The following is a 21,167-nucleotide window of genomic DNA, read 5'->3' as shown; positions in this document are numbered from 1 at the left end:
GCGAGTGAGCAGATGGGTGAATCCCCTCACCGCTCGGCCCACGCCGGCACCGGCGGGACCAGCGTGACCGACGGTCACGACCGGCCCGCCGGTGCCTCGGCGCGTCCGGCCGAGGCAGCAGTCAGCACCCGTACGCCGGGCGGAGCCGGGTTGGGCGGCGGCGGCGCGCTGCCCCGGGCCCGGGCCTTCGGCGCCGAACGGGCCTTCCGCGCCCTCACCCTGGGCGCCGGGACCACCGTCCTGGTCATCATCGCGGCGATCGCGGTCTTCCTGGTCGCCAAGGCGGTGCCGGCGCTGGCGGCCAACACCGAGAGCTTCTGGACCTTCGAGGGCTGGTTCCCGAACGACGCGGAGCCGAAGTTCGGCATCGGGGCGCTCGCCTTCGGGACCGTGCTCAGCTCCGCGCTGGCCCTGCTCATCGCGGTGCCGGTGGCGCTGGGCATCGCGCTCTACCTGTCCCACTACGCGCCGCGCCGGTTCGGCACCGCGCTGGGCTTCCTGATCGACCTGCTGGCCGCCGTGCCGAGCGTGGTCTTCGGCCTCTGGGGCCGCGACGTCTTCATCAACCCGGTACGGGACTTCTCCGCCTGGCTGAACACGTACTTCGGCTGGATCCCGATCTTCGGCGGCGACGGCCCCTTCGGGAAGTCGATCATGCTGGGCGCGCTGGTCCTGGCGATCATGGTGCTGCCGATCATCACCTCGCTCTCCCGCGAGGTGTTCACGCAGACCCCGACCGCCAACGAGGAGGCCGCCCTCGCCCTCGGCGCCACCCGCTGGGAGATGATCCGCACCGCGGTGCTGCCGTACGGCCGGCCCGGCATCGTCGCCGCCGTGATGCTCGGCCTCGGCCGCGCGCTCGGCGAGACCATCGCCCTGGCGATGACCCTCGGCATCACCTTCGACATCTCGTTCAATCTCGTCGAGAGCGGCGGCAACACCATCGCCGCCAACATCGCCAACACGTTCGGCGAGGCGAACGGCACGGGTCGGGGCGCGCTGATCGCCTCGGGCCTGGTGCTCTTCGCCATCACGCTGATCGTCAACATCACGGCGCGGGCGATCATCCACCGCCGCCGGGAGTTCACGGAGTCGGCCGCATGACCACCACCGTCACCTCGCAGCGCACCCGTCCGCCCGCGCAGCCGCCCACCCTCAAGGCCCGGCGCCTGCCGAGGTACGCCGCGCCGGCCGTCGCGGCAGCCGCGCTGCTGGTCGCCGCCGCGTTCGTGTACGGCACCGGCACCGGTGGCCCGGTGCTGGTCGTGGTGCTCGGCGCGCTGCTCTACCTGGGCGGGCTCTTCGCCGCCGCGAACCGCGTCGAGGGGCGGCGCTCGGCCCGCAACCGCACCTGGAGCGCGCTGATCCACTCGGCGTTCGTGCTGGCCGTACTGCCGCTGGCCTCGGTGGTCTGGACGCTGGTCAGCAAGGGCGTCGAGCGCCTGGACGGCGACTTCTTCCTCACCTCGATGAACAACATCGGCGCGCGGGACCCGAACGGCGGCGCGTACCACGCGATCGTCGGCACGCTCCAGCAGGTCGGCATCGCCGCCCTGATCACCGTCCCGCTCGGCATCCTCTGCGCGATCTACGTCGTCGAGTACGGCCGGGGCCGGTTCGCCGCCGCGATCCGGTTCTTCGTCGACGTGATGACGGGCGTCCCGTCGATCGTCGCCGGCCTCTTCGTGCTGGCGTTCTGGGTGCTGATCGTCTCGCCGTGGTTCAACGACGGGCGGCCCAGCTTCTCCGGCTTCGCCGCCGCGCTGGCGCTGAGCGTGCTGATGCTGCCCACCGTGGTCCGCTCCACCGAGGAGATGCTGCGTCTCGTCCCGGCGCCGCTGCGCGAGGGGGCGTACGCCCTCGGCGTGCCGAAGTGGAAGACCATCCTGCGGGTCGTGCTGCCGACCGCGCTGCCGGGCATCGTCACCGGCGTCATGCTCGCCATCGCCCGCGCGGCCGGCGAGACCGCCCCGGTGCTGCTCGTCGCCGGCGGCGGCGCGGCGATCAACTTCAACCCGTTCGAGAACAACCAGTCGTCGCTGGCCCTCTTCGTCTACCAGCAGGCCGGCGACGCCTCCCGGTACGCGCCGGCGCGGGCGTGGACCGCGGCACTCACCCTGGTCGCCCTCGTGCTGATCCTGACCGTCGCGGCGAAGCTGCTGGCCCGTCGCAACCGGCTCGGCCGATGAACCCCGGAGGTACCACCACCATGGCCAAGCGCATCGAGGCGGAGAACGTCTCCGCCTACTACGGCGCCTTCAAGGCGATCGAGAACATCAACCTGACCGTCGAGCCGAAGACGGTGACCGCCCTGATCGGCCCGTCCGGCTGCGGCAAGTCCACCTTCCTGCGGTCGATCAACCGGATGCACGAGGTGCTCCCCGGCGCCCGGGTCGAGGGCAGCCTCACCATCGACGACCAGGACATCTACGACCGGGACGTGGACGTCACCGCCGTCCGGCGCATGATCGGCATGGTCTTCCAGCGGCCGAACCCGTTCCCCACCATGAGCATCTTCGAGAACGTGGTGGCCGGGCTGCGGCTCAACGGCGTACGCCGCAAGTCGATCCTGGACGAGGCGGCCGAGAAGGCGCTCCGCTCGGCCAACCTCTGGGACGAGGTGAAGGACCGGCTCGGCAAGCCCGGCGCCGGCCTCTCCGGCGGTCAGCAGCAGCGGCTCTGCATCGCCCGGACCATCGCCGTCGAGCCGCAGGTGGTGCTGATGGACGAGCCCTGCTCGGCGCTCGACCCGATCTCCACGCTGGCCATCGAGGACCTGATGTTCCAGCTCAAGGACAAGTTCACGATCATCATCGTCACGCACAACATGCAGCAGGCCGCGCGCGTCTCGGACCGGACGGCCTTCTTCTCGATCGAGAAGACCGGCGACCCGGGCCGCCTCATCGAGTACGACAACACCCAGAAGATCTTCAGCAACCCCGGCGTGAAGAAGACCGAGGACTACATCACCGGCCGCTTCGGCTGACCCGCGAGGCGGTGGACCCCTTCTTCCGCTCTCCTGCGGGGCAGGGGTCCTTCCTCTCCCGCACCCCCGCTGTGCCAGACCCGGCAGCACCGGAGGATCTGCCCTAGGGTCGGGTCGGGAAACGCCCACCGGTCGCTGCGGAGGACGGGCATGTCTGGATATCCCCGGTTGCTGCACACCGTGCTCGACAGCACGAACCCACGGGAACTCGCCGAGTTCTACCGGGAACTGCTCGGGCTGCGGTACCGGCCCGGCGACGAACCACCGACGGACGGGACGGCCGACGAGCCCGACTGGCTCGTGCTCAGAGACTCCGACGGAGCGGCCCAGCTCGCCTTCCAGCTCGTCGACCGCCTGCCTCGGACCACCTGGCCCCGGCACGACGTGCCGATGCAGTTGCACCTCGACTTCACGGTCCCGGACACGTCCGAGCTGGAGAGGCAGCGTACGCGGGCGGAGGCCCTGGGCGCGAAACTGCTGCTCGACCGGACCGAAGACCCCGACGAGCCCTTGTACGTCTTCGCCGACCCGTCCGGTCACCCGTTCTGCGTCTTCGTGGCCTAGCGTCGCCGCCCCGGGCGCAGGACCGGGGAAGCACGCCCCGGGTGCGCCAGAGCCGCGCACCGGGCAGGCACGGTCAGCCCAGTACGAACCGCGGCTCGCCGGTCTCGGGCAGGTCGAGGCGGGGGGTGACGGGCGTGGCGGCGTCCCGGGTGGCCGAGGCACGGGCGACACCCGGCAGGTCGCCGCCGACCGCCACCTGGGCCAGGTTCATCAGGGTGGGCGGGAGCATGGTCAGCTCGCCCGCCTCCGCCCGCGCCACGGCGTCCGCCGGGCGGACCCAGAGGGTGTGGTCGGCCTCGCCGGAGACGTCCCGGGTCCGCTGCCCCTCCGGCAGCAGGGCCACGAAGAAGTACGTGTCGAAGCGGCGCGGCTCGAACTCCGGCGTGATCCAGCGGCTCCACGGCAACAGCAGGTCCGACCGGAGGGTGAGCCCGCGCCGGGCGAGCAGGTCGGCGAAGCCGACCCGGCGCTGCTCCAGCGCCACCCGGTCGGCCTCCCAGTCGTCACCGCTCACGTCGCCCACGACCGTGTGGGCGTCGGGGCCGGCGAGCAGGACCCCCGCCTCCTCGAACACCTCGCGGGCAGCGGCGCAGACGACCGCCTGGGCGGCCTCCGGGGTCAGCCCCAGCCGCTCGCCCCACCCGGCCGGGGTCGGGCCGGCCCAGTCCAGGTGCGCCTGCGAGTCCGACGGGTCGACGCCGCCGCCGGGGAAGGCGTACATGCCGCCGAAGGCCATCGCGGCGACCCGGCGGATCAGGTAGACCTCGAAGTCGTCGCCGGCGGGCCGGAGCAGCAGCACGGTGGCCGCGACCCGGGGTACCGCCGGGGTGGCCCCCTCGGCGCGGAAGCGGCGGGCGTGCGCCACGAGCGCCGGGGGTGCGGGGAAGCCGTCGGCGTCGATCGTCATGCGTCGAGCCTAGTTCCCGACGGGTGGATCGCCCCCGCCGCCGCCTGGTGATCTTCGCTAGCGTGGCCGGCATGACTCGATGGGGGATCCTGTCCACCGGCCACATCGCCGCCCGCTTCGCCGAGGATCTGCGCCTGGTGCCGGGCGCCGAACTCGCGGCGGTCGGCTCGCGGACCGCCGAGAGCGCGCAGCGGTTCGCGGCCCGGCACGGGGTGCCCCGGGCGTACGCCTCCTGGGCGGAGCTGGCCGCGGACGACGAGTTGGACGTCGTCTACGTCGCCACCCCGCACGCCGCGCACCACGAGGCGGCCATGACCTGCCTCGCGGCCGGCCGGGCGGTGCTGCTGGAGAAGCCGTTCACCCTCGACCTGGCGACCAGCGTCGAGCTGGTCGACACCGCCCGCGCGGCCGGGGTCTTCCTGATGGAGGCCATGTGGATGCGGACCAACCCGCTCGTACGCCGGCTCTGCGGGCTGGTCGCCGACGGCGCGATCGGCACGGTGACCAGCGTCCGGGCCGACTTCGGGGTGGCCGGGCCGTTCCCGCCGGAGCACCGGATGCGGGCCCGCACCCTCGGCGGCGGCGCCCTGCTCGACCTCGGCGTCTATCCGGTCAGCCTGGCCCACCTGCTGCTCGGCGTGCCCGATCACGTCCGCTCCTGGGCGAGGCTGAGCCCCGAGGGGGTGGACGAGAACACCGGGATCGTCCTCGGGTACGACTCGGGCGCGGTCGCCACGCTGAGCTGCGGCATGGTCGGGGCGACCCCGCTGGTCGCCTCGGTCACCGGCACCACCGGCCGGATCGACCTGCCGGAGCCGTTCTTCCGCCCCGGCTCGGCGACCCTGCACCGGGCCGGCGCCGAGCCGGAGACGATCACCGACGAGCTGGTCGGCGGCGGCTACCAGTACGAGGCCGCCGAGGTCCAGCGCTGCCTCGCCGAGGGCCTGCGGGAGAGCCCCCTGGTCCCGCACGCCGCCACGCTGGAGGTGATGGCGCTGCTCGACGGGATCCGCGCCCAGATCGGCGTCGACTACTCCTGACGGAGGAAGGGGCACCTCGCCGAGCGAGGTGCCCCTTCCTCTGCGCCTTCCGTTGCAACTCAGCCGAAGAGGGGGCGGACCAGGAAGTACATCAGGGCGCCGATCGAGCCGGCAGCCGGGAAGGTGAGGATCCACGCGCCGACGATGTTGCCGGCCACGCCCCACCGGACGGCGGAGAGCCGCTTGGTGGCGCCGACGCCCATGATCGCCGAGGTGATCGTGTGGGTCGTCGAGATCGGCGCGCCGAGGACCAGCGCGTTGAAGTAGAGCACCCCGCTGGCGACGGTCTCGGCGGCGAAGCCCTCCGGCGGCTTCAGGTCGATGATCTTCCGACCCAGCGTCCGGATGATCCGCCACCCACCGGCGTACGTGCCGGCGGCCAGCACGGCGGCCGAGGTCCAGAACGCCCACTCCGGGATGAAGCTGGGGTCGTCCTGGTAGCCGCCGACGTAGAGGGCGAGCACCACGATGCCGATGGTCTTCGCGGCGTCCTGCATGCCGTGGCCGACCGACATGGCGGCGGCGGACGCGGTCTGCGCCCAGCGGAAGCCACGGTTGAGCCGGCCCGGGTGCCCCTTCCGGAAGATCCACTGCACGGCGATCATGACGATGTAGCCGAGCACGAAGCCGACCATCGGCGAGAGGACCATCGGGATGATCACGCTCTCCCCGATGCCGGTCCAGAGCACCGTGCCGGACGCGGCCACGGTCGCGCCGACCAGGCCGCCGATCAGCGCGTGCGACGAGGACGACGGCAGGCCGAAGTACCAGGTGACCAGGTTCCAGACGATCGCGCCGATCACGCCGGCGAAGACGATGCCGAGGCTGGCCTGCCCGGTGGGCAGCTTCACCAGGCCGCTACCGACGGTCTTGGCCACCTCGGCGCCGAAGTGGGCGCCGATGAAGTTGCCGACCGCCGCCATGGCCAGGGCCACCCGGGGGGTGAGCGCCCGGGTGGAGATGCTGGTCGCGATCGCGTTGGCGGCGTCGTGGAAGCCGTTGGTGTAGTCGAAGGCCAACGCCACCGCGATCACCGCCAGCACGGCGATGAGTTCGGGACTCACAGGATCAGGACTCCTTGACCGCGATGGTCTCGACGGTGTTGGCCACGTGCTCGAAGGCGTCGCAGGCGGCCTCCAGCTCGTCGGCCACCTCCTTCATCTTCAGCACGGTCAGCGCGTCGTACTCGCCGGAGAAGAGGCGGACCAGCAGCATCCGGTACACCTGGTCGCCGTCGTTCTCCAGCCGGTTGCACTCGATCCAGTAGTCCTCGAGATCCTTCATCGACTTGAGGCGGGGCATCGCGTCGGCGGTCAGCTTCGCCTGCGCGTCCAGGACGTTGACCATCTCGTGCATCTCGCGGGGCAGCGAGGGGAGCTTGGTCAGGCCGTAGAGGTAGAGGAGGTTTCCGACCGCTTCGAGGTGGTCCATCACGTCGTCGAGCAGCGACCCGAGCCGGTAGATGTCCTCCCGGTCGAACGGCGTGATGAAGGTGGAGTTGATCTTCTTGTACAGCTCGTGGGTGATCTGGTCGCTGTCGTGCTCCACCTCGGTGAGCCGCTCGCTGACCGACTGCACCTCCACCCCGGGGAGCGCCAGCTCGTTGAGCAGCTCGGTGCCCTTCACCAGGTTCTGCGCGGCCCTGGTGAAGAGCTCGTAGAAGGCGCCCTCGTTCGGGCGGAAGGAAAACTTCACAGCACGGACCTCGTCGTGTCGGTGGAAGGGTGACGGTCGCCCGGAGGGTGCCCGCCTGGGAATGCTAGAAAACGGCGAGAGCGGGAAGTCGGCGGCCTCCCCCAGGTCGGGCCACATTCACCAGTCGTTCACCCGCCGTTCACCTACGACGTTCTCTCGGGTCCCAGTAGCCGCTCCCGTTCGCGCCGGACGTCGAAGCCGGCAGGCGGATACCCGAGATCAAGAGTGTCGAACGTCTCACGCAGCAGGTGCGCCACGGCCCAGTCGCGGTACCACTTGCGGTCCGCCGGCACGACGTACCAGGGCGCGGCGTCCGTGCCGCACCGGCTCAGGGCCTCGGCGTACGCGGCCTGGTAGTCGTCCCAGCGGGCGCGGGCGTCGACGTCCGAGGGGTCGTACTTCCAGTGCTTGCGCGGCTCGTCCAGCCGCTCCAGCAGCCGCCGACCCTGCTCGGCGTACGAGATGTGCAGAAACACCTTCACCAGGGCCACCCCGGCGTCGACCTGCTCCCGCTCGAACGCGTTGATCTCGTCGTACCTGGCCCGCCAGATCGACTCGGGCACCAGCGACTCGACCCGCGCCACGAGCACGTCCTCGTAGTGTGAGCGGTTGAACACCCCGACGTACCCGGGCGGCGGCAGCGCGCGGCGGATCCGCCACAGGAAGTCGTGCCGCAGCTCCTCCGGGGTCGGCGGACCGAACGAGCGGACGTGCAGGCCCAGCGGGTTCATCGCGCCGGCCACGCGCTTGATGGTGCCGTCCTTGCCGCCGCAGTCCATCGCCTGGAGCACCAGCAGCACGCGACGCCCACCCGCCGCACCGGCCCGGTCGACGCCACCAGCCGGCCCGTCCACGCCGGTGGTCGCACCGGCCAGGTCGACACCACCAGCCGGCCCCGCCGCGCCGCCCCCCGCACCGGCCCGGTCGACACCACCAGCCGGCCCCGCCACGCCGGTGGCCGCAGCGGCCGGTCGCCCCGACTGCCGGGCCTTGGCGTCGGCGAAGAGCATCTCCTGTTGCCGGCCCAGTTCCGCGCCGATCAGCGTGACCTGGCCGCGGGCCCACTCCTTGCGCTGCGGGCCGGTCACCTCCGGCCCGGGCAACCCGGGCGTCGACCGGGGATCGACCGCCCCGAGATCGACCGCCCCGCCGGGCGCCACCCGAAGCAGCTTCCGCATCGTCCCTCCGACCGGCCCCACGACACCGCCGGACCGACCCACGGCACTGCGGCCCACGCCGCTCCCCTCGACCTCTCGCATCCCCGGATCATCACCCAAACCCACCCCACCCGCCCGCCAACCGTCCCCGCGCCCCGCCCGGCGCCCACCCCACTCCGCCCCACCCCGGCCCCGCCCCACCCCGGCCCCGCCCCGCCCGGCCCCGGCCCCGCCCGGCCCCGGCCCCGCCCGGCCCCGGCCCCGCCCCGCCCGGTCCGGCCCGGCCCGGCCCGGCCCGGCGATCATGCACTTATGGTGGGCGAAATCCGCTACCTCGCCCGTTACGCGGGGCACCACAACTGCATGATCGACGGCAGGCTTGGGGCGGGGAGCGAGAATCGCGGGCGGTGGGGGCAGTCGGCGGCGGGGAGCGGGGAGGCGGGCAGCGTGCGGGAGATGGTGGCGGAGTTCGAGGCCGAGCGGGGGCGGCTGCTGGCGGTGGCCCAGCGGATCCTCGGCAGCCGCAGCGAGGCGGAGGACGCCGTGCAGGAGACCTGGCTGCGGTACGCCGGCGCGCTGGCCGATCCGGCGGCCCGCGCCGAGATCCGGCAACTCGGCGCCTGGCTCACCACCATCTGCGCCCGGATCTGCCTCGACGTGCTCCGCTCGGCGCGGGTACGGCGGGAGGCGTACCCCGGCCAGTGGCTGCCGGAGCCCGTCGTGACGCCGCTCGACCAGGGCCCGCGAGCCGACGGCTTCGCGCCCGACCCCGCCGAGCGGGCGGTCCGCGCCGATCAGGTCGGCACCGCCCTGCTGGTGGTGCTGGAGCGGCTCGCACCGGAGCAGCGCGTCGCCTTCGTGCTGCACGACGTCTTCGCCGTGCCCTTCTCCCGGGTCGCCGAGGTGCTCGGCACGACCGACGCCGCCGCCCGCCAACTCGCCTCGCGGGCCCGCCGGGCGGTGCACGCGCCCGACGCGCCCCGGCACACCGCCGACGCGGTCGAGCAGCGGCGGGTGCTCGTCGCCTTCGTGACCGCCGTCGAGTCGGGCGACCTGGGCGCGCTGGTGCGGGTGCTCGCCCCCGACGTGGTCGCCATCAGCGACAGCGGCGGTCACTTCCCCGCGGCCCGGCGCCCGGTGCGCGGTGCCGACGCGGTGGCCCGTTTCGTCCTGGGCGTGTTCGCCCGGGCGGGCCGGTACGACGGCACGCTGTGCGCCCGCCGGGTGCTGGTGGACGGCGTGGAGGGCCTGCACCTGGAGAGCCCGCGTCCGGACGGCCGCCGGCTGCGGGTGGTCGCCGCCCTCGCGGTGGACGGCGGTCGGGTGACCGGGATCTTCCAGCAGCTCAACCCGGAGAAGCTGGGCGACCTGCCGCCGCTGGCGGCCGGGGACGGTTGGCCGCCGCACTGGTGACAGCCCGGGTGGGGTGACGCCCCGGGCGGGGTCACGGCCCCGGGCAGCGGGGTCACGGCCCGGGCGGGGTGACGGACCTCCGGCGGGTCAGACCACCAGGGCCAGCCACTTCCGGTACGACGTGGCGAACGGTTCGGTGCCGTCGCCCAGCGCGTCGAGCAGCCACCGGGCCGCCGCCTCGGCCTGCGTCACGACGTCGTCCGGGTAGCCGAAGCGGGCCCGGTGCTCGGCGAACTCGTCCTCGTCGCGCAGCTCCACCAACCCGGTGGCCCGGCGGCGCACCACGTCGAGATCGAGGTCGATAAGGTGGACCGTGTCGGCGTCCTCCCAGCGGGCCGGGCTGGCGATGTCGCAGTAGACCTCGCTGGTCCGGGGCGGCGGGTTGAACATGCCGGTCCACCAGGCGCGGTGCGGCACCAGCAGGACGAACGGGATCCGCTCGACCGACGGCCGGCCATGGTAGACGGACTTCGTGCCCTCGGTCACGCCGAGCCAGACGCCGAGGTCGTCCTCGGCGAGGCGGCGGGCCGGGTAGTCGCGGTGGGCGCTGCCGTCGTACTTGCGGTAGATCACACGGACCACGTCGCTCGGCATGATCGCACCCTAACCGATATCGCCCATCCGTCGCCGCACGGAAGTAACCGGACGCGGTCGGCGGAGACCGTACCGTGACGACGCCACGTCCGGATCGGCGCGGCCGGTGTCGGGGACGGCGGGTACCGTCGCACGGTGACTCCGCGCCTCGCCACCGGTTCCGCCGCCCCCTCGTCCCGCACCGCAGGACGGCGACGCGGCGCCCGGCCGAGCGGCGCCGAGCTGCTCGCCGCCGCGGTCGGCGCGGTGCCGGGCGGGGCGGCGCGTCCCGGTCAGCAGCAGATGGCGACGGCCATCGAGGAGTGCGTGCAGGAGCGGGAACACCTGCTGGTGCAGGCCGGCACGGGCACCGGCAAGTCGCTGGCCTACCTGACCCCCGCGCTGACGGTGGACGGCCCGGTCGTGGTCTCCACGGCGACCCTGGCGTTGCAGTCCCAACTGGTCGACCACGACCTGCCGCGGCTCGCCGACGCCGTGGAGCCGGTGCTCGGCCGGCGGCCCACCTTCGCGGTGCTGAAGGGACGGCACCACTACCTCTGCCTGGCCCGGCTGGACAACTCCACAGAGGACGAGCCGGAGGACACCCTCTTCGACGCCCCGGCGGCACGCCCCGGCGGCGGCACTAAGTGGCTCGGCGAGGCGGGGCGGCTCGGCAAGCAGATCCAGCGGCTGCGCGACTGGGCGGAGAAGACCGACACCGGGGACCGGGACGAGCTGGACCCGGGCGTCGACGACCAGGCCTGGCGGCTGGTCTCCATGCCGGCCCGGGAGTGCGTCGGCGCGTCCCGCTGCCCGTTCGGCGCGGAGTGCTTCGCCGAGGCGTCCCGGGCCCGCGCCCGGGAGGCCGACATCGTGGTCACCAACCACAGCCTGCTCGCGGTGGACATGCTCGCCGGCCGGCACATCGTGCCGCCGCACAAGCTGCTCATCGTCGACGAGGCGCACGAGCTGGCCGACCGGGTCTCCTCCGCCGCCCAGGCCGAGCTGGTGCCGGAGCTGATCGACCGCTCGGCGAAGCGGGCCCGCCCGCTGCTGCGGCCGGACATCGCCGAGTCGCTGACCGCGGCCGGCGACGCCCTGGCCGTCGGGCTGGCCGAGGCGCCGGCCGGGCGGATCACCTCGGGGCTGCCGTCCGCGCTGCGCGAGGCGTGCACCCTGCTCGACGCGGCCACCAGGGCGGCGCTCGACGCGATCGGCGAGGTCAAGTCCGACGACCCGGACCCGGTGCGCAAGCAGCAGGCCAAGGCGGTGCTCGACGAGCTCTCGGCCACCGCGCAGCGGCTGCTGGAGGAGGCCGACCACGACGTGGCCTGGGTGGAGAAGAACGACAACACCAGTCGCCGGGCGCTGGTGGTCGCGCCGCTCTCGGTCGCCGGCACGCTCGCCACCCACCTGTACGACGAGCGCACCGTCGTCGCCACCTCGGCGACGCTGACGCTGGGCGGCCGGTTCGACACGGTGGCCCGGGCGCTGGGCCTGGAGACGAAGGCCGACCCGCCGTCACCGGCCGCCGCCGCCCTGGCCGCCCGCTCCGCCGGGCGTACCGGATCGGCGGGCGGCACCGGACCGGCGGTCGGCTCGGGATCGGCTGACGGCGGCACGGCGACCGGCACGGCCGGAGCACCGGCGACCTCGGGGCCGGGCTGGCGCTCCCTCGACGTCGGCTCGCCGTTCGACTACCCCCGGCAGGGCATCCTGTACGTCGCCGCGCACCTGCCCCGGCCCAGCGTCTCCGGGCTGCCCGACGCGGCCGGCGAGGAGCTGCTCGCGCTGGTCGGCGCGCTCGGCGGGCGTACGCTCGGCCTCTTCTCCTCCCGACGGGCCGCGCAGCAGGCGGCGGAGCTGCTGCGCGCGCGGACCGACCTGCCGGTCCTGCTCCAGGGCGAGGAGGCGCTCCCGCTGCTGGTACGCCGGTTCCGGGAGGAGAAGTCCAGCTGCCTGTTCGGGGTGATGTCGCTCTGGCAGGGGGTCGACGTGCCGGGCGACTCCTGCCAGCTGGTGGTCATCGACCGGCTGCCCTTCCCCCGGCCCGACGAGCCGTTGGCGGCGGCGCGGGCCGCGGCGGTGGACGCCGGCGGCGGCTCGGGTTTCGCGGCCGTCAGCGTGCCGATCGCCGCGATCCGGCTGGCCCAGGGGGTGGGGCGGCTGATCCGGTCGACGGGCGACAGGGGCGTGGTGGCGGTGCTCGACTCGCGCCTGGAGACCGCCCGGGGCTACGGGGGGTTCCTGCGCCGGTCCCTGCCGCCGTTCTGGTACACCACCCGGCCGGAGGTCGCCCGGGGCGCCCTGGAGCGCCTCGCCAGCTCCTGACGCCGTCAGGGAGCCTGGGAGGCCACCACGACCGCGTCGGGCGGGGTGTCCGGCACGGTACGGGCGGCGAGCCGGCGGACGGCCGTGTTGAGCACGGCGATCAGCGGCACGGAGACCAGCGCCCCGGTGATCCCGGCGAGCACCACGCCGGCCGCGATGCCGATGATGACCGCGAGCGGGTGGATGGCCACCGCCCGCCCCATGATCAGCGGCTGGAGGAGGTGCCCCTCCACCTGCTGCACCCCGACCACCACGCCGAGGATGATCAGCGCGGTCACCAGGCCGCTGTCGACGAGCGCGACCAGGACCGCGACGACGCCCGACAGGGTCGCACCGACGATCGGGATGAACGCCCCGAGGAAGACCAGCGCGGCGAGCGGGAAGGCGAACGGGATGTCGAAGATGACCAGGAAGACACCGATGCCGACCGCGTCGATGAAGGCGACCAGCACGGTCGCCCGGACGTAGGCGACCAGCGTCGCCCAGGACGCCCGCCCGGCGTCGTCGACCTTCCAGCGGGCGGCCACCGGCAGCAGCCGGACCAGGAAGCGCCAGATCTTGTTGCCGTCGCGCAGGAAGAAGAAGGTGGCGAAGAGCACCAGCAGCGTGCCGGTCAGCACCTCAGCCAGCGTGGCGGCCGTGGAGAGGGCGCCGCTGGTGAACCGCTCGGTGTTGTTGTTGATCCACTTCTGGCCTTCCTCGATGTACCTGTCGAGTTGGCCGTCGGAGAGGTGCAGCGGGCCGGTCTTCAGCCAGTCCTGGATCTGCCGGACGCCCTCCGAGGACTTCTTGCTCAGCTCCGGCACGCCCTGGATGAACTCGTTCACCACCAGGGTCAGCGTGCCGATCACCGCGGCCAGGCCGCCCACCAGCACCACCGCCGTCGCCAGGGACCGGGGGAAGCGGGCCCGCAGCAGCCAGCCGACCGCCGGCGCGAGCAGCGCCGAGAGCAGCAGTGCCACGGCCAGCGGGATGACCACGATCCGGACGGTGCCGACGATCTTCAGCAGCGCCCAGGCGACGACGCCGATCACGATCAGCCGCCACGACCACGCGGCGGCGATCCGCAACGCGTGCGGCACGTCGGCGTCGTCGCGGCTGGCGGTGGAGTTGTGCATCGCGCCGGGCGGCGGGGCGCCGACCACGGTCGCGGACGGCGCCGCGACCGGCCCGGGGGATGTCGGCGAGGCCACGCCGGCCGCCTCGGGACCGTCGGCCGTCGCCGCCCGCCGTGCGCGCGCCGCCTGCCGGCCCGACTCGTACGCGCGACGGAGCCGTCCGCGCACCTGCTCGAAGCGGCTCAAGCGCACCTCCTGGCGTGAAACCGGCCCACCCGTGCCAATGGGCGGACAGGATATGTCCGACGACGCCACCGTAGGGCAGGTCCGCCACACATTGCCCCCTGCCCCTGGCGCGTAACCGCCCCATGGCAGGCCGACCGGGACACGGTAGCGTTTCGGCGTGACCGCCGACCAGAATCTCGACTCCGGGCTGCCGATCCGTCTGCTGCACGACCGCGTGCTCGTGCGGATGGAGGGCAGCGAGGGTGAGCGACGCTCGACCGCCGGCATCGTGATCCCGGCGACCGCCGCCGTGGGCAAGCGCCTCGCCTGGGCCACCGCCGTGGGGGTGGGGCCGAACGTACGCGCCATCGTCTCGGGCGATCGGGTCCTCTTCGACCCCGACGACCGTTCGGAGGTCGAGTTGCACGGCCGTGGGTACGTGCTGCTGCGCGAACGCGACGTGCACGCCGTGGCCGCCGAGCGGGTCGAGAACGACTCCACCGGCCTCTACCTCTGAGCCCACCCCCGCCGCACCCGCCCGGATGAGGGCGTCGGTGCCGTTTGCGTCGCCCCCGGCCGGGAAGCCAGCCGCACCACCGGCCCTGGGGAGGGACGATGCCGGTACTCGTGAAGAAGATTCTGCTCTGGGGGAGCGTCGCGTTCCTGATCTACTTCATGGCCTTCCGGCCGGAGGGCGCGGCGGAGATGTTCAAGGCGATCGGGGCGGGACTGATGGCGATGGCGCAGGGCCTCGGCGACTTCCTCACCAGCCTGATGACCTGACGACCGGGGCCGACCTCGCGGGCGGCCCCGGTCCTCTGCTCGGGAGCGGCCGGGCGGGCCGGGGTCAGGAGTGACCGGGCGGCCACGGCGCCGGGGGACGCTGCCCGTACCAGCCGGGCGGGCCGAAACCGGGGGGGTAAGCCGGGGGCGGCGACGGGACGAGCACCACCGGGATCGGCACCACGGGCTCGTCCGGCGCCTCGACCGACCGCTGCGTGCCGTCGGGGAAGCGCAGGTGGTAGCGGTGCCCGTCCCAGATCCCCGCCGGCGCCTGCGGGTCCCGGCCCACGAAGAACGACCGGTACGCGCCGATCGCCTCCAGCAGCTCCCGTTCCTCCCGCGCGGAGCGCTCCCGGTCCGCCGGTCGCCGGTCCAGCCCGCGCAGTACGCCGTCGCGCAGCAGCGCGAGCCGGGTCGCCGCGAACTGGTAGCCGCGCATCGCCCGCAGCCCGCCGTCGCCGGCCACCCGCTTGGCCCACACCCGGGCCGCGTGCCGCCGGCCCAGGCTGCTCAGCGCGGCCACCTCCGGCGGGGTGAGCCAGCCCGCCCGCACGTAGTCGGGCAGCGTCCGCTCGGTGAGCCGCCCCTCCCAGGCCCGCAGCCACAGGGCGAGCCCGACCATCGCGAAGAAGACCGGCACCATCACGCCGATGAAGCCGTACAGCATGATCAACGTCTGGCCGGTGGCCTGGGTGAGCGTCGGCAGCAGGTTCCACAGGCCGTGCAGCATCATCGCCAGCAGCAGGCCGGCCAGCGGGGCGAGCACCCTGACCCACCGGCTGGCGGCGCGCGCGGCGATGCCCAGCCCCACCCCGGTCATGGAGGTGAAGAGCGGGTGGGCGAAGCCGAAGAGCAGGATCCTGACGATGAAGATGGCGATGACCTGCTGGGTGCCGGTCGCCGGCCCGTACCGCTCGACGCCGCTGGCGTAGCCGTAGCCGCCCAGGTAGAGGATGTTCTCCACCATGGCGAAGCCGATCGCGGAGAGCCCGCAGTAGACCAGGGCGTCGGTGATCCCGGAGATCTCCCGGCGGCGGAAGATCAGCAGCAGGATCGGCGCGAGGGCCTTGGTCAACTCCTCGATGAACGGCGCGACCAGCACCGCGGTCAGCGCGGTCGGCAGCCCCCAGTCGGCGAAGAGCCCGGCGGAGAACTCGTTGACGGTCAGCGAGGCCGCGGTGGAGACGAACGCGCCCCAGGCGAAGCAGAAGATCAGGTACTTGAGGGGTTCCGGCTCGTAGCGGTCCAGCCAGAGGAAACAGCCCACCAGCACCGGGACCGGGAGGATCGCGGCGACCAGGCCGATCAGCAGCGCCTCGACGCCGAGGTTCTCGCCCAGGGTGAAGACCATGAACAGCGCGCACGCCGCGATGAACAGGACGGTGCCGGCCAGCACCAGGGCCCGACGCCACCCCAGCCGACGCAGCGGCATCCGGGGCCCGGCGCCGCCGGGTGGCGGGGCGGCGGGCGCGGTCGGCGACGGCAGGGGCGCGCCGGGCGGGATGTCTGCCATGCGGTCAGCGTAGCCATCCCGGGCCGGCTGGTCCGGCCGCACGGCCCGGCGGCTCGTGCGGCGTCACGGCCTGCCCGCCACGGGCACCGGCGCGCCGGCCCTGGTGCGCTGCGTCAGCACCACGCACGCCAGCACCGCCACGGCCGCCGCGATCGAGCCGGGGGTGACGGCCTCGCCGAGCAGCAGCGCCGACCAGAGCAGGGTGAGCACCGGCTGCGCGAGCTGGATCTGGCCGACCTGCGCTACGCCGCCCCGGGCCAGGCCCGCGTACCAGGCGAAGAAGCCCAGGAACATGGAGACCGCGGTGAGGTAGCCGAACGCCGACCATGCGACGGCGTCGGCGCGCGGCGGGGCGGCCACCGCGGCGACGACCATGACAGGCCCGGTGACCGGCAGCGAGAGCAGCAACGCCCAGCAGATCGTCCGGGCACCGCCCAGCTCGCGGGCGAGCGCGCCGCCCTCGGCGTACCCCAGGCCGCAGAGCACCACGGCCGCGAGCAGGAAGAGGTCGGGCGCGGAGAGGGCCGCGCCCACCGCCCCGCTGACCGCGAGGAAGCCGAGCACCGCCAGCAGCCCGCCGATGCTCGCGACCCAGAACAGCGGCGGCGGTCGCTCGCCGGCCCGCAGCACCGCGAACACGGCCGTCATGGCGGGCAGCACGGCGATGACGACCGCGCCGTGCGCGGAGGTCTGGGTCATGAGCGCCAGCGAGGTGAACAGCGGGAAACCGACGACCACGCCGAGGGCGACGATCACCAGCCGCCGCCACTGTGCGCGGGTGGGACGCGGGGCGGCGGTGAGTCGCAGGTAGGCCCACGCGAGCAGCGCCGCGCCGACGGCCCGACCGAAGGCGACGAACCACGGATCCAACTGCTGCACGGCGACGCGGGTGGCGGGCAGCGACATGCTGAAGGCGAGCACACCCAGCGCGCCGAGGGCGAGACCGACCGTACGGTCCGCCGTTACCGTGATCCTGACAGTAGCGCTACTGTTATCCGTCATGAATGACGGTAACGCAGCCGACCGCGTCATCCAAGATCTCCGCGGGCTGGTGGCCGTCGCGGAGCCCGGCACGCGGCTGCCCTCGGTACGCGAGCTGACCGCCCGGCACCACGCCTCGCCGGTCACCGTCGCCGAGGCCATCCGGCAGCTCGTGGCCCAGGGACTGATCGAGACACGGTCCGGCCGGGGCACCTTCGTGGCCGCCCCGCCCCGCGAGTGGCGCGCCCCCGACCTGTCCTGGCAGACCGTGGCGCTCGGCCCCCGTCGACCCGGCGAGGACGAGATGCAGGCGTTGCTGGCGTTACCGCCCGCCGGGGCGATCCCGCTGTCCGGCGGCTACCTGGGCGCGGAGCTCCAACCCGCCGCCGCGCTCGGTGCCGCGATCACCCGCGCCGCCCGGCAGCCCGCGTCCTGGCAGCGCGGGCCTGCGGAGGGGCGCGAGGACCTGCGCGCCTGGTTCGCCCGCGAGGCCGGGGCCGGGCTGCGCGCCGAGGACATGGTGATCTGCCCGGGCGGTCAGGCGGCGCTGTCGTCCGCGCTGCGGGCACTCGCCGCCCCCGGGGACACCCTGCTCGTCGAGTCGCCGACCTACCTGGGCGCGCTGGCCGCCGCCCGGGCCACCGGCCTACGGGTGGTGCCCGTCCCCGCCGACGCCGACGGGGTACGGCCGGACCAGCTCGCCGCCGCGTTCGCCCGTACCGGCGCCCGGCTGTTCTACTGCCAACCGCTGTACGCCAACCCGCACGGCGCGACCCTGGCAGCTCACCGCCGGGCCGAGGTCGCCGAGGCCGTACGCGACGCCGGGGCCTTCCTGATCGAGGACGACTACGCCCGCGACCTCGTCATCGACGGCCAAGCCCCGCCACCGCTGGCCGCCGACGACCCGGACGGGCACGTCGTCTACCTGCGCTCGCTGACCAAGTCGACCGCCCCGGGGCTGCGCGTCGCCGCCATGGGCGCGCGCGGTCCGGCCGGCGTCCGGCTGCGGGCCGCCCGGCTGCTCGACGACTTCTTCGTCGCCGGCCCGCTGCAACAGGCCACGCTCGAGTTCGTCACCGCCCCGGCCTGGGCCCGCCACCGCCGCGACCTGCGTACGGCGCTGCGGGCCCGCCGCGAGGCGCTGCTGAGCGCGCTCCGCCGGCAGCTCCCGGAACTCGCCCGGCAGCCGGTCCCGCGTGGCGGCATGCACCTCTGGGTCCGCCTGCCCGAGGGCACCGACGACGTGGCGGTGGCCGGCGCCGCAGCCGCCGAGGGTGTCGTCGTCTTCCCCGGCCGCCCCTGGTACGCCGCCGAACCCCCGGCCCCCCACCTGCGCCTCACCTATGCCGCCGCCCCGCCCGACCTCATGGACGAGGCCGTCCGCCGCCTCGCCCGCGCCCTGCGGGACTGAGCGGGGCGCCGGCGTACGGCTCAGCCGAGCGGCGGGTTGGTGGGCGGCTTCGGCTGTGGATCTCCCCGCTCCTTCTGCCCGTACAGCCGTTCCTGGTCGCCGAAGGACTGCCGGACCCCGCGGTTGGCGTCCTCCTGGCTGAGGCCGGAGGCCACCATCAGGTCGCTGGCGGTGGTGCGCACCTGCGCGAGCACCACGCTGCCGGAGAAGCCGACCCCCTCGGCGTACGCATGGCCGGCCTCGCCGACCGCGCGCAGCATCCGCTCCCGCGCCCGCTTCGGCTCCTCCCCGACGGCGAACTCGTGCTTGAGTAGGCGCACCGACTCGGCGAGGTGGGCCACCGCGTCGGGCATCATCTCCGGGATCGGCTCCTCGTCCTCGATCAGGGTGACCGCCCGCCGGGTCAGCGTGCCGGCGTTGCGCATCGCCCGGTCGACCGGGCCGGCGGCCTCGGCGTAGTAGGTGAGCTCGTCGCGCCGGTGCCACCGGGCCGGTGAGAGCAGCGCGGTCTCCTTCGCCCCCTCGATCGCCTCCGTGAAGGCGGACAGCTCCTCCTGGTTGTTGCGGAGCCGGTCCAGGGCCTCCTGGGCCTGGTCCCGGTCCCGGTCCCGCAGGGCGTTCGCGGTGCTGTCCAACTGGTCGGCGAGCAGGTCGAGGGCGGGCCGGGCGGCCCGGTTGATGACCCGCAGCGGATTGAGCGGTAGCAGGATCGCGGTGACCAGCAGCGCGATGCCCCCGCCGACGAACGCGTCGATGAACCGGGGGATCTCCAGGTTCTCGGTCGACGGGCTGAGCGTCACGATCAGCACCGCCGTGGCCGCCGCCTGGATGACGATGGCCACGCTGGCGCCGGCGAAGATGGTCAGCATGATGGCCAGGGTGACCACGAGACCGAGCTGCCACGGGCCGGTGCCGAGCAGGTAGATGAGGAAGTCGCCGACGGCGACCCCGACCGCCACCCCGACGATCAGCTCCACCGTACGGCGGAACCGCTGGCCGACCGAGGCGGCGAGGGTACCGACCGCCGAGATCGGCGCGAAGACCGGCTGCGGGTTGCCGAGCAGTTCGTGCGCCGCCAGCCAGGACAGCCCGGCGGCGAGGCCGGCCTGCACGGCGAGGCCCATCGCCATCCGCAGCCGGTGCAGGCGGTCGTGCAGGGCCGTCCTGCCGCGTTCCCGCAGGATCGCGATGGTCTGGGCGAGCTGGTGCTCCCCCTCGACCTCCTTTGCCCGGTCACCCAGGACGGCGCGTCGCACCAGTGAGGGTCGACGGTCCCGGGCCACTGCCATGGCGGGGACTACCCGCACCCGGCCGGGTGAATCCTCGCACTGGCTGCCGTACGGCAGACTCGGTCGGATGGTTGACCTTCTCCACCGGTGGCAGGCCGCGGCTCGGGGGGCCGGGGCGACCGACGTCGCGGAGCTGACCCGGGCCGGCACGGACCTGCTGGCCCGCTGGCGGGAGCCGCACCGGCACTACCACGACACCGACCACCTGACGGCCGTCCTCGACGTCGTCGACGCGCACGCGTCGGCCGCCCGGCGGCCGGACCTGGTGCGCCTCGCGGCCTGGTGCCACGACGCCGTCTACGATCCGCGCGCCGGGGGCGACGCCAACGAGCGCGACAGCGCGGCGCTCGCCGGCACGCTGCTCGGCCGGGTGGGCCTGCCGGCCGACGCCGTGGCGGAGGTACGCCGGCTGGTGCTGCTCACCGCCGGGCACGCCGTGGACCCGGGCGACGTCGACGGGGCGCTGCTCTGCGACGCCGACCTCGCGATCCTGGCCGCGCCGCCCGAGGCGTACGACCGCTACGCCGCGGCGGTCCGCCGGGAGTACGCGCACGTGCCCGAGCCTGCCTTCCGGGCGGGCCGGGCCCGGGTGCTGGCCGGGCTGCTCGACCTGCCGGCGCTGTTCCGGCTGCCGCCGCTGGCGCGGCGCTGGGAGTCCCCGGCCCGCGCCAACCTGACCCGCGAGCTGTCCGCCCTCCCCCTCCCCTGACCCCGCCTACCCTCTGCCCTGCCCTCGGCCCCACACTCCCGCCCCGCGCCCCGCCCGCACGCACGTGTCGATCATGGAGTTGTGGTGGGCGAAAAGCGCCGCTCAGCGGCTTCTGGGGGACCACAACTGCATGATCGACGCGGGGTGGGCGGAGGTCGGGGGCAGGGTGGGCGGGGAGGGCGGGGTGGGTTGGGGGCGCGGCGGGGCGGGGTGGGCGGGTCAGGTGCTTGGGGCGGCGCAGGCCGGCCTGCTGGAGCAGGCGCACCAGCTCGCGGCTCGGCACCACCCGGGCGCCCAGCCAGACCGCCACGGCGAAGCGGTCGGCGGGGATGTCGTAGTGGTCCCGGTCGAACCCCCGGCGGGGCACGCCCAGCGCCTCGGCGAAGACATGCAGCTCGGCGGGCGAGACGTCGCTGATCAGGTGGGACCAGAGCCGCCCCCGCCACGGCCAGGCAAGCCGGTCCACGTAGAGCATGTCGGCCAAACTACCCGCCCCGCGGACCTGTTGGTGATCACGCGGCACCGACCGTAG

Annotated in this window: 20 protein-coding genes and 1 pseudogene; 11 read left to right on the top strand and 10 right to left on the bottom strand. The window is 74.0% G+C overall.

Annotated elements, in window-relative coordinates:
- Positions 1-12 precede the first annotated feature (12 nt).
- The 4 genes from pstC (at position 13) to ACGFIG_RS01420 (ending at position 3,550) form a co-directional block, all read left to right on the top strand.
- Positions 13-1,104 (top strand): phosphate ABC transporter permease subunit PstC, encoded by a 1,092-nt coding sequence (gene pstC / locus ACGFIG_RS01435; RefSeq protein WP_392998102.1) that lies wholly within the window; start codon positions 13-15, stop codon positions 1,102-1,104.
- Complete coding sequence (gene pstA, locus ACGFIG_RS01430) at positions 1,101-2,189, top strand: phosphate ABC transporter permease PstA (RefSeq protein WP_392998101.1); 1,089 nt, start codon at positions 1,101-1,103, stop codon at positions 2,187-2,189. Before pstC ends, pstA begins: the two co-directional genes overlap by 4 nt.
- A 20-nt stretch (positions 2,190-2,209) precedes the next feature.
- Positions 2,210-2,986: a phosphate ABC transporter ATP-binding protein PstB gene (gene pstB, locus ACGFIG_RS01425; protein ID WP_392998100.1), complete on the top strand. Its 777-nt coding sequence runs from the start codon at positions 2,210-2,212 to the stop codon at positions 2,984-2,986.
- 150 nt (positions 2,987-3,136) lie between these two features.
- Positions 3,137-3,550 (top strand): VOC family protein, encoded by a 414-nt coding sequence (locus ACGFIG_RS01420; RefSeq protein ID WP_392998099.1) that lies wholly within the window; start codon positions 3,137-3,139, stop codon positions 3,548-3,550.
- Positions 3,551-3,623: 73 nt separating this feature from the next.
- Here the strand turns inward: ACGFIG_RS01420 and ACGFIG_RS01415 are convergent, their stop codons facing one another.
- Entirely contained in the window at positions 3,624-4,457 is an 834-nt protein-coding gene (locus tag ACGFIG_RS01415; RefSeq protein ID WP_392998098.1) for an NUDIX domain-containing protein, read from the bottom strand.
- A gap of 71 nt (positions 4,458-4,528) precedes the next feature.
- Here ACGFIG_RS01415 and ACGFIG_RS01410 point away from each other — a divergent pair, with 71 nt between their 5' ends.
- Complete coding sequence (locus ACGFIG_RS01410) at positions 4,529-5,497, top strand: Gfo/Idh/MocA family protein (RefSeq protein ID WP_392998097.1); 969 nt, start codon at positions 4,529-4,531, stop codon at positions 5,495-5,497.
- Positions 5,498-5,556: 59 nt separating this feature from the next.
- Here ACGFIG_RS01410 and ACGFIG_RS01405 read toward each other — a convergent pair whose 3' ends face one another.
- The 3 genes from ACGFIG_RS01405 to ACGFIG_RS01395 form a co-directional block, all read right to left on the bottom strand.
- Positions 5,557-6,561, bottom strand: a complete 1,005-nt coding sequence (locus ACGFIG_RS01405; protein ID WP_392998096.1) for an anion permease — start codon at positions 6,559-6,561, stop codon at positions 5,557-5,559.
- 4 nt (positions 6,562-6,565) lie between these two features.
- On the bottom strand, positions 6,566-7,192 hold the full coding sequence (locus ACGFIG_RS01400) for a DUF47 domain-containing protein (RefSeq protein WP_088998168.1): 627 nt from the start codon (positions 7,190-7,192) through the stop codon (positions 6,566-6,568).
- A 143-nt stretch (positions 7,193-7,335) separates the two neighbouring features.
- Complete coding sequence (locus tag ACGFIG_RS01395; RefSeq protein WP_392998095.1) at positions 7,336-8,370, bottom strand: PPK2 family polyphosphate kinase; 1,035 nt, start codon at positions 8,368-8,370, stop codon at positions 7,336-7,338.
- A 435-nt stretch (positions 8,371-8,805) separates the two neighbouring features.
- Between ACGFIG_RS01395 and sigJ the strand changes: the two genes are divergently transcribed.
- Positions 8,806-9,762 carry an RNA polymerase sigma factor SigJ gene (gene sigJ / locus ACGFIG_RS01390; RefSeq protein ID WP_392999376.1) on the top strand — a complete coding sequence of 319 codons (957 nt, stop codon included), beginning with the start codon at positions 8,806-8,808 and terminating at the stop codon, positions 9,760-9,762.
- A gap of 87 nt (positions 9,763-9,849) precedes the next feature.
- Here sigJ and ACGFIG_RS01385 read toward each other — a convergent pair whose 3' ends face one another.
- Positions 9,850-10,356, bottom strand: a complete 507-nt coding sequence (locus ACGFIG_RS01385; protein ID WP_392998094.1) for a DUF402 domain-containing protein — start codon at positions 10,354-10,356, stop codon at positions 9,850-9,852.
- A 135-nt stretch (positions 10,357-10,491) separates the two neighbouring features.
- Here ACGFIG_RS01385 and ACGFIG_RS01380 point away from each other — a divergent pair, with 135 nt between their 5' ends.
- A complete protein-coding gene (locus ACGFIG_RS01380; protein WP_392998093.1) occupies positions 10,492-12,666 on the top strand; it encodes an ATP-dependent DNA helicase in 2,175 nt (724 codons plus the stop codon).
- 5 nt (positions 12,667-12,671) lie between these two features.
- On the opposite strand, the gene ACGFIG_RS01375 is transcribed toward ACGFIG_RS01380, so the two are convergent.
- Positions 12,672-14,039 carry an AI-2E family transporter gene (locus ACGFIG_RS01375; protein WP_392998092.1) on the bottom strand — a complete coding sequence of 456 codons (1,368 nt, stop codon included), beginning with the start codon at positions 14,037-14,039 and terminating at the stop codon, positions 12,672-12,674.
- Between the two features lie 88 nt (positions 14,040-14,127).
- Here ACGFIG_RS01375 and ACGFIG_RS01370 point away from each other — a divergent pair, with 88 nt between their 5' ends.
- Positions 14,128-14,466 carry a co-chaperone GroES gene (locus tag ACGFIG_RS01370; protein WP_088998164.1) on the top strand — a complete coding sequence of 113 codons (339 nt, stop codon included), beginning with the start codon at positions 14,128-14,130 and terminating at the stop codon, positions 14,464-14,466.
- 98 nt (positions 14,467-14,564) lie between these two features.
- The gene (locus tag ACGFIG_RS01365) at positions 14,565-14,732 is read left to right on the top strand and encodes a hypothetical protein (protein WP_165947924.1); all 168 of its coding nucleotides are present in this window, start codon (positions 14,565-14,567) and stop codon (positions 14,730-14,732) included.
- 64 nt (positions 14,733-14,796) lie between these two features.
- Here the strand turns inward: ACGFIG_RS01365 and ACGFIG_RS01360 are convergent, their stop codons facing one another.
- Positions 14,797-16,245, bottom strand: a complete 1,449-nt coding sequence (locus ACGFIG_RS01360) for a PrsW family intramembrane metalloprotease (protein WP_392998091.1) — start codon at positions 16,243-16,245, stop codon at positions 14,797-14,799.
- A 63-nt stretch (positions 16,246-16,308) separates the two neighbouring features.
- On the bottom strand, positions 16,309-17,247 hold the full coding sequence (locus ACGFIG_RS01355; protein WP_392998090.1) for a DMT family transporter: 939 nt from the start codon (positions 17,245-17,247) through the stop codon (positions 16,309-16,311).
- Here ACGFIG_RS01355 and ACGFIG_RS01350 point away from each other — a divergent pair.
- Entirely contained in the window at positions 17,246-18,637 is a 1,392-nt protein-coding gene (locus tag ACGFIG_RS01350) for a PLP-dependent aminotransferase family protein (RefSeq protein WP_392998089.1), read from the top strand. The two genes, ACGFIG_RS01355 and ACGFIG_RS01350, sit on opposite strands and share 2 nt — an antisense overlap.
- A gap of 20 nt (positions 18,638-18,657) precedes the next feature.
- On the opposite strand, the gene ACGFIG_RS01345 is transcribed toward ACGFIG_RS01350, so the two are convergent.
- Positions 18,658-19,896: an aromatic acid exporter family protein gene (locus tag ACGFIG_RS01345; protein WP_392999374.1), complete on the bottom strand. Its 1,239-nt coding sequence runs from the start codon at positions 19,894-19,896 to the stop codon at positions 18,658-18,660.
- A gap of 97 nt (positions 19,897-19,993) precedes the next feature.
- Here ACGFIG_RS01345 and ACGFIG_RS01340 point away from each other — a divergent pair, with 97 nt between their 5' ends.
- Entirely contained in the window at positions 19,994-20,635 is a 642-nt protein-coding gene (locus tag ACGFIG_RS01340; RefSeq protein WP_392998088.1) for a metal-dependent phosphohydrolase, read from the top strand.
- Positions 20,636-20,894: 259 nt separating this feature from the next.
- Here ACGFIG_RS01340 and ACGFIG_RS01335 read toward each other — a convergent pair.
- Positions 20,895-21,110 (bottom strand): annotated as a pseudogene (locus ACGFIG_RS01335) (DUF4031 domain-containing protein); the annotation flags it as partial.
- Between the last annotated feature and the right edge of the window lie 57 nt (positions 21,111-21,167).

The organism is Micromonospora sp. NPDC049048 (assembly GCF_043197615.1).
In the GTDB taxonomy this organism is placed as follows: Bacteria; Actinomycetota; Actinomycetes; order Mycobacteriales; family Micromonosporaceae; genus Micromonospora.
The sequence above is the reverse complement of the archived record's forward strand: the minus strand, read 5'-3'. Positions and strand labels throughout refer to the sequence as shown.

What these genes read in the sequence shown, in the direction of transcription:
- ACGFIG_RS01365 (WP_165947924.1), top strand. Translation starts at nt 14,565, where the DNA reads ATGCCGGTACTCGTGAAGAAGATTCTGCTCTGGGGGAGCGTCGCGTTC.
- sigJ (WP_392999376.1), top strand. Translation starts at nt 8,806, where the DNA reads ATGGTGGCGGAGTTCGAGGCCGAGCGGGGGCGGCTGCTGGCGGTGGCC.
- ACGFIG_RS01360 (WP_392998091.1), bottom strand. Translation starts at nt 16,245, where the DNA reads ATGGCAGACATCCCGCCCGGCGCGCCCCTGCCGTCGCCGACCGCGCCC.
- ACGFIG_RS01395 (WP_392998095.1), bottom strand. Translation starts at nt 8,370, where the DNA reads ATGCGGAAGCTGCTTCGGGTGGCGCCCGGCGGGGCGGTCGATCTCGGG.
- ACGFIG_RS01415 (WP_392998098.1), bottom strand. Translation starts at nt 4,457, where the DNA reads ATGACGATCGACGCCGACGGCTTCCCCGCACCCCCGGCGCTCGTGGCG.
- pstA (WP_392998101.1), top strand. Translation starts at nt 1,101, where the DNA reads ATGACCACCACCGTCACCTCGCAGCGCACCCGTCCGCCCGCGCAGCCG.
- ACGFIG_RS01385 (WP_392998094.1), bottom strand. Translation starts at nt 10,356, where the DNA reads ATGCCGAGCGACGTGGTCCGTGTGATCTACCGCAAGTACGACGGCAGC.
- ACGFIG_RS01340 (WP_392998088.1), top strand. Translation starts at nt 19,994, where the DNA reads ATGGTTGACCTTCTCCACCGGTGGCAGGCCGCGGCTCGGGGGGCCGGG.
- pstB (WP_392998100.1), top strand. Translation starts at nt 2,210, where the DNA reads ATGGCCAAGCGCATCGAGGCGGAGAACGTCTCCGCCTACTACGGCGCC.
- ACGFIG_RS01355 (WP_392998090.1), bottom strand. Translation starts at nt 17,247, where the DNA reads ATGACGGATAACAGTAGCGCTACTGTCAGGATCACGGTAACGGCGGAC.
- ACGFIG_RS01350 (WP_392998089.1), top strand. Translation starts at nt 17,246, where the DNA reads ATGAATGACGGTAACGCAGCCGACCGCGTCATCCAAGATCTCCGCGGG.
- pstC (WP_392998102.1), top strand. Translation starts at nt 13, where the DNA reads ATGGGTGAATCCCCTCACCGCTCGGCCCACGCCGGCACCGGCGGGACC.
- ACGFIG_RS01420 (WP_392998099.1), top strand. Translation starts at nt 3,137, where the DNA reads ATGTCTGGATATCCCCGGTTGCTGCACACCGTGCTCGACAGCACGAAC.
- ACGFIG_RS01410 (WP_392998097.1), top strand. Translation starts at nt 4,529, where the DNA reads ATGACTCGATGGGGGATCCTGTCCACCGGCCACATCGCCGCCCGCTTC.